The sequence below is a fragment of the Dyadobacter psychrophilus genome (genome assembly GCF_900167945.1).
Lineage (GTDB): Bacteria > Bacteroidota > Bacteroidia > Cytophagales > Spirosomataceae > Dyadobacter > Dyadobacter psychrophilus.
Genome location: NZ_FUZA01000001.1, coordinates 1,336,263 through 1,354,001, shown reverse-complemented (window position 1 = coordinate 1,354,001; position 17,739 = coordinate 1,336,263). Strand labels below are relative to the sequence as shown.

The 17,739-nt window shown below is 46.2% G+C and carries 16 protein-coding genes; 1 reads left to right on the top strand and 15 read right to left on the bottom strand.

All coding sequences use genetic code 11. The features are described from left to right. Positions 1 to 6 precede the first annotated feature (6 nt). The 6 genes from B5X68_RS05795 to B5X68_RS05770 all read right to left on the bottom strand — a co-directional run bounded on the left by B5X68_RS05795 (position 7) and on the right by B5X68_RS05770 (position 7,881). The gene (locus B5X68_RS05795; RefSeq protein WP_082214020.1) at positions 7 to 2,415 is read right to left on the bottom strand and encodes a TonB-dependent receptor; all 2,409 of its coding nucleotides are present in this window, start codon (positions 2,413 to 2,415) and stop codon (positions 7 to 9) included. Between the two features lie 138 nt (positions 2,416 to 2,553). Further along, positions 2,554 to 4,611: a M3 family metallopeptidase gene (locus B5X68_RS05790; protein ID WP_229208289.1), complete on the bottom strand. Its 2,058-nt coding sequence runs from the start codon at positions 4,609 to 4,611 to the stop codon at positions 2,554 to 2,556. 44 nt (positions 4,612 to 4,655) lie between these two features. Next, positions 4,656 to 5,576 (bottom strand): SMP-30/gluconolactonase/LRE family protein, encoded by a 921-nt coding sequence (locus B5X68_RS05785; RefSeq protein WP_082213667.1) that lies wholly within the window; start codon positions 5,574 to 5,576, stop codon positions 4,656 to 4,658. A 66-nt stretch (positions 5,577 to 5,642) separates the two neighbouring features. Next, the gene (locus B5X68_RS05780; protein ID WP_082213666.1) at positions 5,643 to 6,449 is read right to left on the bottom strand and encodes a helix-turn-helix domain-containing protein; all 807 of its coding nucleotides are present in this window, start codon (positions 6,447 to 6,449) and stop codon (positions 5,643 to 5,645) included. A gap of 4 nt (positions 6,450 to 6,453) precedes the next feature. Continuing rightward, the gene (locus B5X68_RS05775) at positions 6,454 to 7,341 is read right to left on the bottom strand and encodes an oxidoreductase (RefSeq protein ID WP_082213665.1); all 888 of its coding nucleotides are present in this window, start codon (positions 7,339 to 7,341) and stop codon (positions 6,454 to 6,456) included. 303 nt (positions 7,342 to 7,644) lie between these two features. Next, positions 7,645 to 7,881: a SymE family type I addiction module toxin gene (locus tag B5X68_RS05770; RefSeq protein ID WP_082213664.1), complete on the bottom strand. Its 237-nt coding sequence runs from the start codon at positions 7,879 to 7,881 to the stop codon at positions 7,645 to 7,647. A 105-nt stretch (positions 7,882 to 7,986) separates the two neighbouring features. Here B5X68_RS05770 and B5X68_RS05765 point away from each other — a divergent pair, with 105 nt between their 5' ends. After that, positions 7,987 to 8,202 (top strand): helix-turn-helix transcriptional regulator, encoded by a 216-nt coding sequence (locus B5X68_RS05765; protein WP_082213663.1) that lies wholly within the window; start codon positions 7,987 to 7,989, stop codon positions 8,200 to 8,202. A 2-nt stretch (positions 8,203 to 8,204) separates the two neighbouring features. Here the strand turns inward: B5X68_RS05765 and B5X68_RS05760 are convergent, their stop codons facing one another. The 9 genes from B5X68_RS05760 to B5X68_RS05720 all read right to left on the bottom strand — a co-directional run bounded on the left by B5X68_RS05760 (position 8,205) and on the right by B5X68_RS05720 (position 17,691). Then, positions 8,205 to 9,200 (bottom strand): glycosyl hydrolase family 18 protein, encoded by a 996-nt coding sequence (locus B5X68_RS05760; protein ID WP_082213662.1) that lies wholly within the window; start codon positions 9,198 to 9,200, stop codon positions 8,205 to 8,207. 23 nt (positions 9,201 to 9,223) lie between these two features. After that, the gene (locus B5X68_RS05755; RefSeq protein ID WP_082213661.1) at positions 9,224 to 10,336 is read right to left on the bottom strand and encodes a Gfo/Idh/MocA family protein; all 1,113 of its coding nucleotides are present in this window, start codon (positions 10,334 to 10,336) and stop codon (positions 9,224 to 9,226) included. 13 nt (positions 10,337 to 10,349) lie between these two features. Next, positions 10,350 to 11,462, bottom strand: a complete 1,113-nt coding sequence (locus B5X68_RS05750) for a Gfo/Idh/MocA family protein (RefSeq protein ID WP_082213660.1) — start codon at positions 11,460 to 11,462, stop codon at positions 10,350 to 10,352. A gap of 136 nt (positions 11,463 to 11,598) precedes the next feature. Continuing rightward, the gene (locus B5X68_RS05745) at positions 11,599 to 11,979 is read right to left on the bottom strand and encodes a hypothetical protein (protein ID WP_082214019.1); all 381 of its coding nucleotides are present in this window, start codon (positions 11,977 to 11,979) and stop codon (positions 11,599 to 11,601) included. 285 nt (positions 11,980 to 12,264) lie between these two features. Further along, the gene (locus B5X68_RS05740) at positions 12,265 to 13,506 is read right to left on the bottom strand and encodes an MFS transporter (protein ID WP_082213659.1); all 1,242 of its coding nucleotides are present in this window, start codon (positions 13,504 to 13,506) and stop codon (positions 12,265 to 12,267) included. 24 nt (positions 13,507 to 13,530) lie between these two features. Next, the gene (locus tag B5X68_RS05735; protein WP_082213658.1) at positions 13,531 to 14,301 is read right to left on the bottom strand and encodes a 3-ketoacyl-ACP reductase; all 771 of its coding nucleotides are present in this window, start codon (positions 14,299 to 14,301) and stop codon (positions 13,531 to 13,533) included. Beyond that, positions 14,298 to 15,443 carry a Gfo/Idh/MocA family protein gene (locus B5X68_RS05730; RefSeq protein ID WP_082213657.1) on the bottom strand — a complete coding sequence of 382 codons (1,146 nt, stop codon included), beginning with the start codon at positions 15,441 to 15,443 and terminating at the stop codon, positions 14,298 to 14,300. Before B5X68_RS05730 ends, B5X68_RS05735 begins: the two co-directional genes overlap by 4 nt. A gap of 35 nt (positions 15,444 to 15,478) precedes the next feature. Next, positions 15,479 to 16,312, bottom strand: coding sequence for a sugar phosphate isomerase/epimerase family protein (locus B5X68_RS05725; RefSeq protein WP_082213656.1), 834 nt, complete (start codon positions 16,310 to 16,312; stop codon positions 15,479 to 15,481). Then, complete coding sequence (locus B5X68_RS05720) at positions 16,309 to 17,691, bottom strand: glycoside hydrolase family 88 protein (protein ID WP_082213655.1); 1,383 nt, start codon at positions 17,689 to 17,691, stop codon at positions 16,309 to 16,311. Before B5X68_RS05720 ends, B5X68_RS05725 begins: the two co-directional genes overlap by 4 nt. Positions 17,692 to 17,739: the final 48 nt, after the last annotated feature.

The following is a 17,739-nucleotide window of genomic DNA, read 5'->3' as shown; positions in this document are numbered from 1 at the left end:
GCGCAATTAGAACTTGAAATTATAACTGAAATAGGGGAGGACGGGGAACAAGGAATAACGTTTGAGTGTGTTTTTGGTGTTGCCTCCGCTTCCGGTCTCAGTGTCATCCGTGTCTATGTCATAAAAAAACGGGTTTCTGCGGTTATAAACATTATATACGCCAAATTCCCAGGTGCGTTCATGCCGTTTTTTCTGTTTGCGAAACTGAATGGCGAAATCCATGCGATGAAAAGGCTCTGCTCGGAAACTGTTTTTTTCTCCGTATTCACTCACAGTAGGGCCGTTCCAGCCAATGGCGGGCTTACCATTTGGGTTCATTCTGGTGATAAAATTGTCGCTTACGCCCGTGTAGGTGGCAATGGGCAATGTTAATGCGTTTCCTGTTCCATAAACCCAAGTGGAAGAAATGGTTATACGTTTGGTGAGTTCATAAATCCCAACCACAGAGAGGTCGTGGCGACGGTCATAGCGAGGGAAGAATGTTTTTCCAAAATTCAATTCAGGGAATTTCCAGTAAGTCCATGATAATGTGTAGCCTATCCAGCCCGAAAGTCTGCCTGTTTTCTTTTGGACCAAGAATTCGCCTCCGTACGACCAGCCCTTACCCGCGGTAACATTGTCTTCCCAGCTCAATTCATTGGCATTTTCACCATTAATGCTCAAAAAGGACGATCCTTCTTTATAATTAAGAATGTTATCCATGTTTTTGTAATAACCTTCCAAGGTCAATGTCAGTGCGGGCCTTTCCAGATCTTTGGCGAAACCCAGCGCAACCTGCTGCGACTGCTGCGGCGCTACGCGGTCTGTTGTCGGAACCCAAAGATCCGTTGGCAGGCCCAGTCCGGTGTTGGAAAGCAAATGCACATATTGATTCATCTGGGCGTAGGAGGCTTTTACCGAAAAATCCTGTGCGAGTCTCAATGCTGCCGAAAACCTCGGTTCTGGGCGGATGTAGGTTTTTGTTTCGGTTTGAAACGCGCTTAACCGGAAGCCGGCATTCATTTTTAATGATTCAAATGGCTGCCAGGTGTCTTCCAGGTAGGCTCCGGCTTCAAATGTATTAATCGGCTTGACGGACCTTTCAATCGGATTGTCTATAAAAGAACCTTCAATGGCGAGTGCCGAAGGGATAAATTTATGCTGCGTAACTTGCGCTCCAAACCTGATCGCGTGCCTGGCAGAGGGATAAAAATCAAAATCCGTTTTAAGCCCGAAATCCCTGATCCGAGAATCATATTCCAGACTAAACTCATCCTGCGTCGCCCCGTCGCCGTTAATGTCTTTGGAATAACTGGAAACGCCGAAATTGAAATTGCTGAAAATAAATGAGGTATTAACGAAGAGTTTTTGGTTCAGCACATGGTTCCAGCGCATGGTTGCCGTAGCATTACCCCAGTCAAGGCCGGCCCTGGTTTCGGAATCCGGGCTTTTTTCTTCTGCATAAAATTTATCCCTTCCAAAATAACCGCTTACATAAAGCTTGTCTTTCGCGCCGAGATCGTAATTCATTTTTGCATTCAGATCGTAAAAATAATAGCCGGGCTTAACCTGGCTTGCATCGCCTTTTTGTGATTGCTTGATGAATGGGGAAGCCAGCAGATCAATGTAAGTCCTGCGTCCGGAGATCAGAAACGAGGATTTTCCTTTTGAAATAGGCCCTTCCAACGTAAGTCTGGACGATATAAGCCCGATCCCGCCTTCGCCGTGCAGCTTGTCTTTGCTTCCTTCTTTCATATTCATTTCCAAAACAGAAGAAAGCCTGCCGCCATAGCGTGCCGGAAATCCGCCTTTGGTGAGTTCCACACTTTTTAATGCATCGCTATTGAATATGGAAAAAAAACCGAAAAGGTGATTGGCATTGTATACAACCGCGTCATCCAGGATGATCAGGTTCTGGTCCGGGCCGCCACCGCGCACGTAAAGTCCGGTTTGTCCTTCCGTCCCTTTTTGGACGCCCGGCATGAGTTGCAGCACGCGTAAAACGTCTTTTTCACCAAAAAATGCGGGCACTTTTTTCAATTGCGCAATCGGGATCTCAATCTGGCTCATCTGCACCGACCGGCTCACATAATCTTCCTGCCGGCGCGCTGAAACAAGCACTTCTTCGAGCTGGTTAATGGTCGCCAAAAAGATGCTTAATTCAAGATTTTTTGACAAACTAACGCGCAGATCCGTTTTTTCGTAACCAACAAATGAAAAGGAGAGCGTTGCGCTGTCAGCTATTGGAACAGTCAGCGAGTAAAAGCCATAAGTGTTGGTAACTGCGCCATATGGTGTGCCCTCGATATACACATTAACGCCGGGCAATTGCTCCTGGCTTCCTTTTTCCTTTACAAAACCGCTGATTGTTATACGTTCCTGAGCGGATACGGCAATTGAAATTAGCAGAAATGAGACAGCAAAAACAAAGCGCATCATCAGCGGGCTGGTTGATTTTTGTAACGACTCTTTCAGTAATAAAGTATTGATCATAGTAAAGGGTAAAATAGGCAATGGACAAAAACCTCCGCTTGCCGTATATACTCCTTTTTGAGTACGTTGGATCAAATGCCGCTATCCCACTTTTGCTAATCCTCTGTTTTCCAGTAAATATTTTTCGTTCGGGGTCCTTCCGCGGAAAGCTTTGTAAAGCGTAAGAGGCTCCACGGTTCCACCTTTTTCCAGAATATTTTTACGAAATGATAATGCTGTCGCAGGATCAAAAATGTTACCGGCTTCCTTAAAAGCCGCAAATGCGTCACTATCCAGCACTTCCGACCAAATGTAACTGTAATAACCCGCCGAGTAACCGCCTGCAAAAATATGCTGGAAATAAGTGCTCCGGTAACGCGGCGCAATCTGTTTGATAAGGCCCCGACCATTCATCACCTTTTCCTCCACACTTTGAGAGTCGATTTCCATACCGACTGGCGCAATGTGATAAAACAGATCGAGCAGTGCGGCGGCAAGATATTCAACCGTAGCGAAGCCTTGATTGAATTTGGACGCATTTTTCATTTTCTCCACCGCTTCATCGGGGATTGTTTCACCGGTTTGGTAATGTTTTGCGTAAAATTTCAGGACTTCCGGTTCGAAGGCCCAATGTTCCATAATCTGGGATGGCAGTTCCACAAAGTCGCGGGGGACCGAAGTGCCGGATAATGTTTCAAACTCGACATTGGACAACAAACCATGCAGCGCGTGCCCGAATTCGTGAAAGAATGTTTCCACTTCTTCCGCTGTCAGCAAAACAGGATTTTCACCGGTTGGCTTAGCATAGTTGCACACAATGGAGACGATAGGAGCTGTGCGCTCGCCATTTTTAATGGATTGCTTGCGATAAGAAGTCATCCAGGCGCCGCCTCTTTTTGAGTTGCGGGTAAAAAAATCCATGTAAAAAATACCAGTCAGATCCCCATTTGCCTCTCTTACTTCATATGCAATAACATCTTCGTGGTATTTTGGAATGTCCCTGATTTCCGTAAACGTGAGCCCGTAAAGGTTTTGAACAACCTTAAAAATCCCGGCTCGCACATTTTCCAGCTGGAAATAGGGTTTCAACGACTCGGCATCATAATTATATTTTTCCTTGCGAACCTTATCTGCATAGTAAAACCAGTCCCATGCTTCAAGCTTATTTGAGCCGCCTTCTTTGTCCATCAACTCCTGCATTTGCAAGGCTTCTGACTTGGCAACTGGTAATGCGGCTTTCCAAAGTCTGTCCAGAAGATCATGAACATTGGTGATCTTTTTTGCCATGCTTTCTTCCAAAACATAATCTGCATGACAATCGTAGCCCAGCAGGCTCGCCCGCTCAGCTCGTAGTTGCGTGACTTGGGCAACGATTCCTTTGTTGTCCAGATCATCGTTGCGGTTGCAGCGGCTGATATATGCTTTATAAATCGTTTCCCGGAGCGGCCGGTTGTCGGCGTGTTGGAGAAAGGGCATTACGCTCGGCTGATGCAGTGTGAATTTCCATTTTCCTTCCTTTCCGACTTCCTTAGCAAGTTGCGCTGCATTCATTTTAAGAGTGTCCGGTAACCCTGAAAGTTGGGACTCATCATCAATAATCAGCTCAAATTTGTTGGTTTCGGCTAATAAGTTTTGCGCGAAACGAACTGTAAGTACAGACAACTGCTTATTAATATCCCGCATTCTTGCCTGATCCGAATCGTTCAAATTTGCACCGCTCCGTACAAAAGCTTTATATCTTTTTTCCAAAAGCCGCTTTTGTGCATCATTTAGGTCAAGTTTGTCCTGCAAATCATTAACCTTTTTAACGCGCTGGAAAAGAGCTGCATTGAGAAAAATGTCGTCGCTATGCTGAGATAATTTCGGTGCAATTTCTTTTGAGAGCGCCTCAATTTCGGGATTTGTATTGGCCGACGCTAAATTAAAAAACACCGAACTGACTCGGGTTAGCAAGTCGCCCGTGCGTTCCAATGCTACAATGGTGTTTTCGAAAGTCGCCTCAGCTTCATTAGAATAAATGGCAGCGATGTTTTTCTGTTGTTCTTCCATGCCTTGTTCGAAGGCCGGTAAAAAATGTTCAGGTTCCACCTCGTCAAAAGGCGGAACCTGAAATGGGGTGTTATAAGGAGATAAAAACGGGTTGTTAGCTTGCTGAGGCATAGTGAACTTGATTTTGGGAGGAACTTTTTTAACCGGCCTTCCGATCATTTCACGCCTTTAACCTTCATTTTCAGTCCATAAACCGCTGTTTCGGCTGTAATGAAAAGCAAATCATTGTTTTTTCCGCCGAAACAAAGGTTAGCAGTCCAGCCATCATGAATAGGAAAATGCGCGATTTGCTGACCTGTTTTATCGAAAACCGTAACACCTTTTCCTGTAATGTAAAGATTCCCTTCCGCGTCGAGGATCATTCCGTCTGAGCCTTTGGAAACAAAAAGTTTTCTGTTGGCCAGGCTTCCGTCGTTCTCAATGTCATAAACGTATGTTTTGTTATCGCCAATGTCTGCAACGAAGAGCCTTTTGCCATCTTTTGTGCCGATAATGCCGTTCGGCTGTTTCAGTTTTTCGTCGACGCGGCTGAGTTTATTTGTCTTGGGATTAACGTAATATACATGCTGACCGTCCTGTTGCATGGCCGGGTCACGCTTCCAGTAATCGCGTTTATACATTGGGTCTGTGAGGTAAATTCCGCCTTTCGGGTCAATCCAGAGGTCATTGGGGCCATTTAGCAACTTGCCTTCATAGTCTTTCACCAAAACCGTTGGTTTGCCATTTTTATCAAATGACCAAACCTGATTATCTTCATCCGAACATGCTACCAAATTTCCTTTATTATCAAAATACATTCCGTTTGCACGGCCTGCATTGTCCGAGAAAACAGAGAATTTGTTCGTTTCTGCATCCCAGCGGATGATTTTGTTGTTTGGTTGGTCGGTGAAAAACACGTTGCCATTTTTGTCTGCAACGGGCCCTTCGGTGAATTTGTAACCGTCACCCAGTTTCTCAACCTGTGCGCCGGGCGCCACTATCGATTTTGAATCCATTAGTTGTGCTGAAAGTAAGGCCGGGAAGAGCAATGCTGCCAACCCGGATAAAATTGAACAAAAACCTGTTGATTTTTTCATATCAAAACAATGCCGGGTTGAGTTGCTCCCGATTGCCTTAAAAGTCTTTGAGTGATCTTTCCTTACTTATGCAACCCGAGACGGTGCAACGCCATAGGCCTTTTTAAATGCAAAGGAAAAGTGCGAAAGGTCCTCAAAACCAGTTTCCAGATACACCTCCGAAGGTGCTTTTCCTTTTTCTTTGATCAGATAATGCGCTGCTTCCAGTCGTCTTTGCAATAGCCAGCGACTCGGGGAAATGTGGAATATTTTTTCAAAATCCCGTTTGAATGTTGCCAGACTTCGGCCTGTCAGATATGCGAAACGCTTCAACTGAACATTAAAATGAAAATTCTGCTGCATAAAACCTTCCAGATCAATCTTGCCAGGCTCACTGAAATCGAACAAAATATGCTTCATTTCGGGATTGGTTTGGAGCAAAACAAGAACCGCTTCCTTCAATTTGAGCAGCATTAACTGCTGGTTGGTCGGTGGCTGAAATTCCTGATAAGGCATCAGCGAATCAATGTAACTCGTCAGCAATCGATCAGACCTTAATTCCAAAACAGCATTCCCATTCTGATGAGCAGCAGCGTCGTAACCAAATTCCAGGCTGAAATTTCGAAGGGTATGCTGGTCCAGATAAATCGATATGGATTTAAATTCGCCATTTTCAGGCGGTTGCTTATTGAATTTGACCAACCGGTTTCGCTTGGTAAACCGAAAGCTGCCTTCTTTACAAACATATTCCCGAATGCCGTCATTGAGATAAAGCGTACCCGAAATCTGGTAACTCAGGACATGCTCAGGCACAAATTGTTCGCCTTCCCGACTTCTGGCGAAGTAACAGGAATAGGCAATTTGCGACAATGTGGTTTCTTCGGCCTGACTCATGGTTTTAAATCCCCTTCATTTTTATATATGACTTTCCGGCTTCTGATTCAAAAAAGTTTTCGGCCTCGTCATGATCCGTGGAAATGCTCACCGGCATCCACGTTTCGAACTCAGCCTGTCTTATCGCATCTGCACGTTGTAAAATACCAACTGCCTCGCTGCCAAGGATCAAATGTAATGGAGGCTCGGGATGATTCGCAACATCTATCATTACTTTTGCAGCTTTTTCAGGGTCGCCGACCGGAACAAAAGCGCCGCTTGTCAGAAATTTGGTAACCCCGCCGATGGTGGTCTCGTAACCTTCAATTTCTGTCGCAAAACTCATTGAGGAACCAGCCCAATCCGTACGAAATCCTCCGGGTTCAATGGACGTAACCTTTATCCCAAGCGGGGCAACCTCTTTGGAAAGTGCCTCGCTAAAACCGCCCAGTCCAAATTTGGCGGCCTGATACATGGTTAAACCCGCTCCTCCAACGCGCCCACCGATCGAGCTGATTTGCAGAATGTGGCCCGAACGCTGCTTGCGCATATGTGGTAAAACTGCGCGGGTCACTTCAATGGGCGCATAAAGATTTGTTTCCAATTGACTGCGGACCTGCTCATCCGTAAAGGCTTCTGCTGCGCCCGTAATGCCAAAACCAGCATTATTGACCAGAACATCAATTTTCTGAAAATGCTGAATGGCATCGGCAACCGCAGCATAAATCTGTTCTTTGTTGGTCACGTCCAATTGGATCGGGTAGATCTGATCCGGGAATTTCTCAACGAATTCCTGTAATTGTTGTGTATTGCGTGCTGTGGCGGCTACTTTGTCACCATTTTTGAGCACTGCTTCTGTGAGGCTTTTTCCCAATCCGCGGGAGCTGCCAGTAATAAACCAAACTTTTGTCATCGTGTTTTTTATTTGAATTAACGATAACAAAGGTCGGCTGGAATGTGCTGGTAAGCTTTGTTAAAAAGCTCAAAGTTGGTTTGTTGAAAAGCTCATCTGTGTTAGTTCAATTCCTAATCCAGCTGACCAAACCTTTCAAAATGCTCCTTATCTAATGTGCCATGACATTTCCTTGGATATCGCAGTGGCCACAAATCTTGATCTGGATTTGTCTGTCTTTCGGAAATAATCAATCAAAACGCTCGTGTCGAGCATCAAGACTTTCTCCGCCAGTGATTGATCGATTTGCGGGTTTCTTAAACGTCAAACACTCCCCCAAATCTCCAACTGCGGATTCTTTCTTAACTCTCCCACAGGTTCAATAATCAGCCGATCATCTTCAAAGCGAACCATAATGTGCTCCCCATGATTAAATCCCATGTCTTCTAGCCATTTCCCGCAAAGCCTGATTTCGGGAACAAATTTGGAATTCCACTGTGAAGTTCTTTGGAACTTCGGATAAATTTTTAATTGGCGTGTCCGTGCTTTGCTTATTGCCATGGTCTTTGTTTGTCGTCATGAATGTTTACAGTAAAGATAAAGCAAGAGCGGGAATGTCAACACTTGTGATGACAAATTTATCACAACAATACGACAGTTTGTGCTGTGGATAAAATTGAACTTCAAAAACTTGTAGGAAAACGGATTATTCAGCTCCGAACAGAAAAAGGTTGGAGCCAGTCAGATCTTGCCCGGGCGTGCGACAAAGACCGGCAATCGATTGAGAGGATAGAGAATGGAAAGGTTTCGCCTTCGCTTTATTCGTTGTATGAAATTGCTTTGGCTCTTGAAATTTCTCTTAAGGATTTACTCGATTTATGACACTATTTCCTCTTCACCACCCCATCAATCTCCGCCAACAGCGACTTCACACCAGTGCTATCCTGCAACAACTGCCAAATCATCACCCCGCTAACCTTCTGCTTCGCCAGCTCGGTCTTCCTCCGGATTGTTGGTAACCCATTGTAATAAACCATCCCGCCATTTAAATGCATCTGATCCTGGTTGATGGAATCGGGATATTGGCGAAGAATGTTTTTGTAGGACATACTTTCAGGAGCGGTGCCGCCGAAACCGTAGCCGTAAAAGGGGACGCCCAGGGTTAATTTTTCTTTGGGAATTTTGCGGGTTTCGAGCCAATATTGAAGATCTTCTTCGGCCATGGAATAGGGGGCGTGAGGACCGGGTTTGTCGGGGCGCCATGGGCCGGTGCGATCGTAGGACATGATGTTGACAAAATCGAATTGAGCTAAGGCTTTATCGGTAAACTGGCTCTTGTAGACGGTGGCAATGGCGGCCGTGATCAGTTTGTTTTTCTGTTTTAATGCAGCTGCAAAATCAACTACAAAGCTTTCGTAGTTAGCATCGATTAATGCGCCTTCCAGGTCTACATCAATGCCGTCGAGGTTGTTGTCAACTGCCAGATTTACAAGGTCTTTTATTAGTTTCTTTTTATTTTCACCAATTAAAAATGACGGGTAATATTCCGGAGCGCCACCGCCGCCGATAGAAGCCATGATCTTTACATTTTTGGAATGAGCCAGCGCTGCGACTTCTTTGAGGTTCTCAGTTCTTGTAAGGTTACCCAACGAGTCGGGATTGATAAAGGCAATGTATAAATGTGTGATTTTGGCAAAATCGATTTGATTGGCTGATGCAAGCAAATCCGTTCGGTTCGGCAAATAGCCGATGACTTTGAAACGGTTATCCGCATCGCGGCCTTGGGAAACGGTGATGCTTTTCTTGCTGCAACTTGTACTTAATGCAAGAATCACCATGAAAACGGAGATGCATTGCTTTAACAACTTCGGAAGTTTCATGGTGATTCTATATGTGGTTAATGTTATTTGGCAGCCAGCATAATCTTCGCTCCGCCTTTACGGATGGATTCGTAAACAGCGTCGACAACGATCATATCCTTTAACCCTTCTGCTCCGCTTACGTTCGGATCTGGTTTATTGTTGAGGATAATGTCGGCGATACCGTCCATCTGGAGGGTTTGATGTGTGATCACAGGCTGGTTCATCGGACCATTGTGTGTCCGGCCTTTAATGGGGCCGTAGCTGAATGCGGGACTGAGTTCCACGAAACCTTTTTCTCCGATGACGTAAAGTCTCTCGTAGTTATTGAAATTGTAGGTTGTGCCGCAACTGGCCACCACGCCGCTTGGGAAGCCAAGCTGGAACATGATCGTTTCGTCCACTTCCTTGAATTTCACTGGATCGGTTTTGGTTTCCTGCGCCGTCACCCAAATTGGCTCTTCGCCCGTTGCATATCGTGCGCCATTTAATGCATAAATGCCCACGTCCATCATCGCTCCGCCGCCAGCCAGGGCTTTTTTTAGCCTCCATTGATTAGGATCGCCTGATTTGAAACCCATATAATTGTTCACATGCATAATTTTGCCCAGCTCGCCCGCCTCGCGCATGCGGATCAGCTCGCGGGTATGGGGTTCAAAATGCATGCGATACCCAATGTAAAACTTCACCCCGGCCTTTTCGCAAGCTGCGATCATTTCGCGGGTTTGCCTCGCATTGTCGGCCACCGGTTTTTCGCAAAGTACATGTTTTCCGGCTGCGGCAATTTGCAAAACATGCTTATGATGCAGCGAGTTAGGTGTGGTAATGTACACCATGTCAATATCCGGATTATCCTTTATTTTGCTGACAGTGTCATAGTTGTAGGTGTTCTTTTCGGGAATGTTGTATTTCTTTTTCCAATCTTCGAGCTTGGCGGGTGTACCCGAAACAGCGCCAACAAGGGTTGCCATTTTACAATCTTTCATGGCCTCTGCAACGCGGGTTCCATAGCTGCCAAGTCCCATAATCGCGACGCGTAATTGCTTATCCGCCTTCGGGCCGGAATAGAGATCGCGAGCAGCGGCGGGTAAATCAGAAAGTGCCGTAGCACCAATCCCCAGAGTCAATTTTTGAAGAAAATCTCGACGAGAATCCATAGTAATTGAGTGATTATTTGTTGATAAATACTTTCGCGCCGTTTTTACGCAGCGATTCGTAAATGGCGTCGATTACAACCATATCTTTTAACCCTTCGGCACCTGTTACATTCGGATCCGGTTTGCCATTCAGGATTGCGTCTGCAATTCCGTCCAGTTGATAGGCCTGGTGATTCACGTCAGGCTGATCGATCGGGCCTTTGTGCGTATTCCCACGAATGGGGCCATAGCCAAACGCCGGATTCATTTCTGCCCAGCCTTTTTCGCCCATCAGCCGCAGCATTTCTACATGATTGAAATTGTAAGTACAACCGCAATTAGCAATAATTCCGCTTGGGAAACCGAGTTGAAAAGTAACCGTTTCGTCCACATCTTTGAATTTAACAGGGTCGGTTTTGGACTCCTGAGCAGTAACCCAAACCGGCTCTTCGCCGGTACAATACCGCGCTCCATTGGTAGAATATACGCCGACATCCATGATAGCACCACCTCCCGCCAATGCTTTTTTCAACCTCCATTGCGTCGGGTCGCCGATTTTGAAACCTGCATAATTATTGACGTGCATGATTTTTCCGAATTCGCCAACCTCACGCATACGGATCAATTCCCGGGTATGCGGCTCGAAATGCAACCGATACCCAATATAAAATTTCACGCCAGCTTTTTCACATGCTGCGATCATTTCCCTCGCTTGTTTGGCATTGTCGGCCACGGGCTTTTCGCAAATCACATGTTTACCTGCCGCCGCAACTTGTAAAACGTGCTTATGGTGAAGCGAGTTAGGCGTTATCACATACACCAGATCAATGTCCGGGTTGTTCTTGATTTCGTGTAAGTTCTCGTAGTTGTAAACATTCTTATCCTCGATCCCATACTTCTGCTTCCATTCCGGGATTTTCGAAGGTGTACCCGTTACGATTCCCACCAGTTTAGCGGTTTTGCATTCTTTCATTCCCCGCGCTACAATGTTCGCGTAACCGCCAAGGCCCATTAACGCAACGCGGAGCTGCTTGTCGGCAGGTGTTTTTGATAGGTTAGGAGCAGCTATGCCGGGAGTGAGATCTGTAAGTGTGGCAGCTCCGATTCCTAGTGAAAGCTTTTGCAAAAAATCGCGACGGGAATTCATGGGCAGTTGTTAAAGTGTTGGAAACAACTGAGAAAGTTAGAAATCGGGCGTATCTCCTTATGTGAGTCGCAGGCGTAGGCATAAACAAAAAAAGCCCCCGGATTCCGGAGGCTTTGGGACTGAGGTTTACGCTTAATTATTTAACCGACAAAGTGCGTTCAGTTTTTTGTTCCGACAATTCGAAAGATTTTGACTGAATCTCTCTGCCGCTGATGACGTCCACTTCATATTTACCAGCGTCCATCTGGTCCATATTCAACGTGCGACCGAATTTTTGATTATCTCTGCTAACAGTTTCGCGGTAAACAACGATTCCAGCTTCGTTTTTAAGTAAAATCGTTGTGTTCGCGTCGTTGTTCAGCTTGTTAACAAGAACATTGATCTTACCAGTTTTGGTTGGGTAAATTCCTGTTCCGAAAGTAGAGGCTCTTTTGGTTTCTTTGTCTTCTGCGTTGGCAGCGAAAGTAGAAGCGATAAACGCTAAGGCAAATGCGAAAGTTTTAATTGTAGTTTTCATGGCTATTTTATTTTTATGGCTATTGTTTAATTTTCTTTTTGTCTCTGAGGACATAACAAAGGTGGCGCATATCCCGGTACTATGTATTACAAAGTACAGGAATGGAAACTTTACGTGAATGAGTGGTTTATATCTTTCATGAGCAATTAAGCGGTTAGTGAAGTTTGGCTCAATGATGGATCGTAGAGCATCATCGTTGCTTCCCGTTATGTTAATAAGTGTTAAAAAAAACGGCTCGCTGCAATGCAGGAGCCGTTTCTTTCAAATGTCATATATAAGTTTGAACTATTCCTTTTCCACAAAATCCATATCCTTCGTAAATGTTTCTTCTAAAAAATAAAGTGCAAGCAATGCTACCAGCGACGTTGCAACCCCAATGAGCAATCCACTCTGGATGACGCCAAGATCTGGCTTGAAGCTTACAAACAACGCAGCTAACGGAATGGTGGCACCCCTTACAAAGTTGGGCACAGTGGTTGCGACGGTGGCGCGTAGGTTGGTTCCGAACAGCTCTGCGGCAATTGTGATAAATAGCGTCCAGTAACCATTACAGAATCCTAGTAATGCGCACATCAAATAGAATGTGAAAAGATCCAGCGTCGGAATCATCAAATAACCAATCATCATCGTCAGTGAGAGCATGATAAACAAGCCGATCACGCGTTTTCTGCTTTTAAGATACTGACTTAATAATCCACTGAAAATATCGCCGAAAACTTGTCCCGAAAATGCCAGCATAACCGCCTTTCCTGCATTAATCCCCTCAATTCCTTTGGCAGCACCGAATTCGGGAGAAAAAGTGATCAGAATACCAACAACAAACCAGATAGGCAGACCGACCAAAATCGCCATCATATATTTTCCAAAACGCTTTCCGTTGGTCAGGATCATCATCACATTTCCGCGGTCCACCGTTCTTTCTTTGACCTGCTTGAACATCCCGGATTCAAAGACATTAAATCTCAGAATCAAAAGCAGCAAGCCCATTCCGCCGCCTACAAAGTATGAGATCCGCCATTCGAACAGATCTGCCACAAAATAGGCAAGGATTGCTCCGAGAACACCTAATGTAGCTACTAAGGTTGTTCCGTAACCGCGTATTTCTTTGGGTAAAACCTCGGTTACCAATGTGATACCAGCACCCAGCTCTCCTGCAAGTCCGACGCCGGCGATGAACCGTAACAATGCATATTGATCCAGAGATGTGACAAACCCGTTTCCTATGTTGGCGAGCGAATACATGATAATGGATCCAAAAAGCACGGATAACCGCCCTTTTTTGTCAGCGATTATGCCCCATAACACGCCTCCGATAAGCATTCCCGCCATTTGGAAATTAAGCAGCCTGATTCCCTCGGTTAATAGTTGTTCGGCGGGCACATTCAGTGCTTTCAAACTTGGAACGCGCACTACGCTAAACAAAAACAGGTCGTACATGTCGACCAGATAGCCCAGCGCAGCTACGATGACCGGCACTTGAAGCAGTTGAGAGAGTAAGGTTGGGCGAGGGTTAGGATGTTCGGACATAAGTGATCTGGTTTACTTTGAAAGCTATAATCTATCAATCAACATTCCGCCATCCACACCAATCACCTGACCGGTGGAGTAGGGGAAATCACCTCTTGTGAGCGATGCAACGGCTTTTCCTACGTCGTCGGGTGTTCCCCAGCGAGGTTGCAACGCAATGCCGCTTTGGAACAGATTGTCGTATTTTTCCTGCACTTTGGACGTCATATCCGTTGCGATAATGCCTGGCCGGATTTCAAATACGGGAATGTTGAATTCCGCCATCCGCACAGCGAAAAGCAGGTTGGTCATGGCCAAGCCCGATTTTGAGATACAATATTCGCCGCGGTTTATAGAAGCGACCGTGGCCGAAATAGACGTGACAAAAATGATCGTTGCCTCAAATGCATGGTTATTTTGCTTCGCATGCGCCATTCTCTTTGCCACGGCCTGCGTCAGGAAAAAGGGACCTTCCAGGTTGGTTTGCATTACTTCCTGAAAGTTTTCCGGCGTTGTTTCCAGAATATCCAGTCGTTCCCGGGGAGCGATTCCTGCATTATTGACCAAAATATTAATTTGTCCAAAAACCGAGTAAGCTTTCTCGATAATGGCGTCACGATCAGTAGCATTGGCAATGCTTCCCTGGCAGTAAACCACTTCCGCGCCCAATTCCCGCAGTTCGTTCAGCGCTTCGGCTGCGCCTTCTTCGTCACGGACGCCGTTAATAGCAAGATTATAGCCTTCGCTGGCAAGGGCTTTGGCTATTCCAAAACCAATTCCACGACTTCCGCCGGTAATTAACGCAGTATTCTTCATAGTTCCTCGATATTAACCCATTGGCGTTTTTCCCAGCTTTCGATGCCCTTTTCGGCCAATTGCACACCACGCGCTCCCGCTTTGAGATCCCATGGGAAAGGCGTGTCTTTTACAATGTGTTTCAGGAACAATTCCCACTGCGCTTTGAACGCATTGTCAAATATTTCTTGTTCAGGCACTTTTGACCAGCCTTCAAAAAACGGGATAGGTTGTGGAATATCCGGATTCCAAACTGGTTTCGGCGTGTTTCCGTAATGTTGCGTGTAGCAATCGCGCAAGCCTGCAACCGCGGAGCCGTGCGTGCCGTCCACCTGCAAAGTCAGCAGGTCATCACGGCGGACGCGGACCGTCCAGGATGAGTTGAACTGTGCAATCACGTCATCTTCAAGTTCAAATGTGGCATAGCAAGCGTCGTCGGCCGTTGCTTTGTATGGTTTGCCATTTTCGTCGATACGCTCGGGGATGTGTGTAGCGCCAAGGCAGGAAACTGCTTTTACTTTGCCAAAAAGATTATCCAATACATAACGCCAATGGCAAAGCATATCCACGATAATGCCGCCGTCGTCTTCTTTTCTGTAATTCCATGAGGGACGTTGCGCCGGAATGCTATGGCCTTCAAACACCCAATATCCAAATTCTCCGCGCACGGAAAGGATTTTTCCAAAAAAACCATTCTCCATTAATCGCTTCAATTTCAACATTCCGGGCAACCAAAGCTTATCCTGAACAACGCCGTTTTTCAGGCCGGCAGCCGTAGCAAGCTCGTATAATTCAAGTGCTTCTTCGGTTGTGGTTCCGGTTGGTTTTTCGCAATAAATGTGTTTTCCGGCAAGAATGGCTTTTTTCACAGCAGCAGCACGGCGGCCCGTAACCTGCGCATCGAAATAAATCTGATACTGAGGGTCGGACATGACAGAATCCAGATCCGTTGTGTATTTCGCTATTCCGGACTGTTTGCAAAGCGATTGCAACTTGCTTTCATTACGGCCAACCAGGATCGGATCCGGCATGATCACTTCATCCGCAGAGATTTTCACACCGCCCTGCTCGATAATGGCTTTTATGGACCTTAGTAAATGCTGGTTAGTTCCCATACGGCCCGTCACGCCGTTCATGATAATGCCAATGTTATGTGTAGTCATGTTTTTTGAATTAATATTTTAATAGAATGAAATGATCAAACAGTTCGCAAAAATGCCTCCGTAATTTCCCCTAGAAACAAATGCTGATCCTTTGCCCAGTGAATGTTCGAGAAAATCTCCACCTCACAAAAGCCTTTAAATCCAGTGGCTTCCACCCAACCTCGAATCTTCTTTAAATCAATGCAACCTTCACCCATTAACCCGCGGTCATTGAGCAAGTCGATCGTATTCACTTTCCAATCACAAACGTGGTAAGCGAGCAGATTCCCATGCGCACCACAGCGGGCGATTTCCTTTTCCAGGTCGCCGTCCCACCACAAATGATACACATCCACTGCCACGCCCACGTAAGGGGAATTGAAGCATTCGGCCATATCATTGGCTTGGGCCAGCGTGTTAATGGCAGATCGGTCAGCCGCGTACATTGGGTGCAAGGGCTCAATGGCGAGTTTTACTTTCAGCTTTTCGGCCAATGGCAATATCGCTGCAATGCCTTCCTTAATCTGTTGCCGGGACTTTTCCATGGATTGATCGGGCGAGGCGCCGCACACAAGGACGATCATGGGAGCACCCAAAGCTGCGGCTTCTTCGAGTAACTTCCGGTTGTGATCAATGGCCTGCGCACGTCCTGCGCTGCTCGTATGCGGGAAAAACCCGCCGCGAACGTAAGAGACGATTTCGAGTCCGGCAGATCGGATCAGCTCTCCGGCACGGTGAGGGCCGATCCGTTCGGTTGCATTCTGCCAGACACTTATTCCTTTCACACCTGCCGCCGCATAATTTTCTACTGCCTGCGAAAGCTCCCATGGCTTCGTGGTAATGGTGTGAATGCAGCAGCGGTCTAATGTTATATCATTGATAATGTTCATTTTACAGCGCCCAGATAAGTGTAGTAAGGCAAGCCTTTATTGACGCGATCCACATAAAGCGCCACTTCGCGGGCGTGGTAATCGCCCCACATGCTGGATTCGCCGCAAGGGATCTTTTGCCCGGCAGGAATGTTGTCCCAGCCATTTGGGCGGTGATATATAGAATGCAGGATCAGTCCCTGATGCGTCGGGTCGGTGGATAGATAGGGCTCTGCAAACAATGAATCCAATGCGGTCAAGCCTGCCTGCCAGTATCTGTTGCCCTGTTCCGTCTCACTTTTATCATTCAAATATTTGCCCAAACGAAGCAATCCTTGGGCGCCGATTGCGGCTGCTGAGCTGTCGATGGGTTCGAATTCGTTGTAGGGATCAGAAGTTCTGGACGTGTAATCGCCTAATTTATAAAGTTGCGGTGCGCCGGTGTCCCAGTATGGAATGCCGTCGGAGGCAGTATTATCAATGTAAAAATCGCAGGTGGCTTTGGCTCCTTTTAAATATATATTCTCAATTTCTGCTCTGCCCCCTAGTGGTGCCAGTTCTTCGTCTGAAAATGCGGATAGCGATTCAAGCTGTTCTGCAAAACCGGCCATTGCCCAGGCTAGCCCGCGTGTCCAGGTTGTGAATCCAGAAAAGCCTTGCTGGGAATTGGGGCAGCGATAGTTGCCGTCATTGGTATTAAACACGCTTTCATGCGCTGTGCGGCCCCAGATGTCGTAACTATCACGGCCTTCGCCGTAATAAACCGCATATTTGGCGGTTGCGATCGAATGTAATGTTCCGCGCTGTAGTAAGCTCGTTTTTACATCATTTTCACCCATTAAACTATGTCCCAGCAAATGCGAAACCATCAGCGCACGCACCGAACGGATCGTATCCACAAATAATGAATGCGGACCATTGAAGGAATGTATAAAACCTTGACCGTCCTTCGTATTGGTCCATCTTTTGGCCTGAACAGCACCTGAAATTTTCAGCGCGATCTCATAAAAGTTGCGTTCCCATTCGTTTTCAGGAATGCGGCCTTCATTCATCAATCTCAGCAGATTGCCGTAAGTGCTCACATTATTAAACCCATGGTCATGCACACCAAAATGGCCCACATGCGAGGCCATGCTGCTCACCGTATTTTTTCGGGCACTTTCCAGAAACTGCGTCTCTCCGGTTGCGTCGAACTGTAAAACTTCGGCGCCATACTGGAACCCTTGTGTCCATTCGGTCCAGCCGCGCAATGTGTATTTGCCGTTAACTGTGAAAACGGGCGTTCCTTTCGAATTGTCGTATTCTCTTGAAATTAGATTGATTTTTTCGGCGGAAAGCTGCCAGAGCTTGTCAATTTTAGGCTGAAGCGAAGCGGCGGTAAGATCGTTGCGAATCTGCATAGTTAATCCTTATAGTATTATTTAGCCATTTTATTTTTGGATAATACA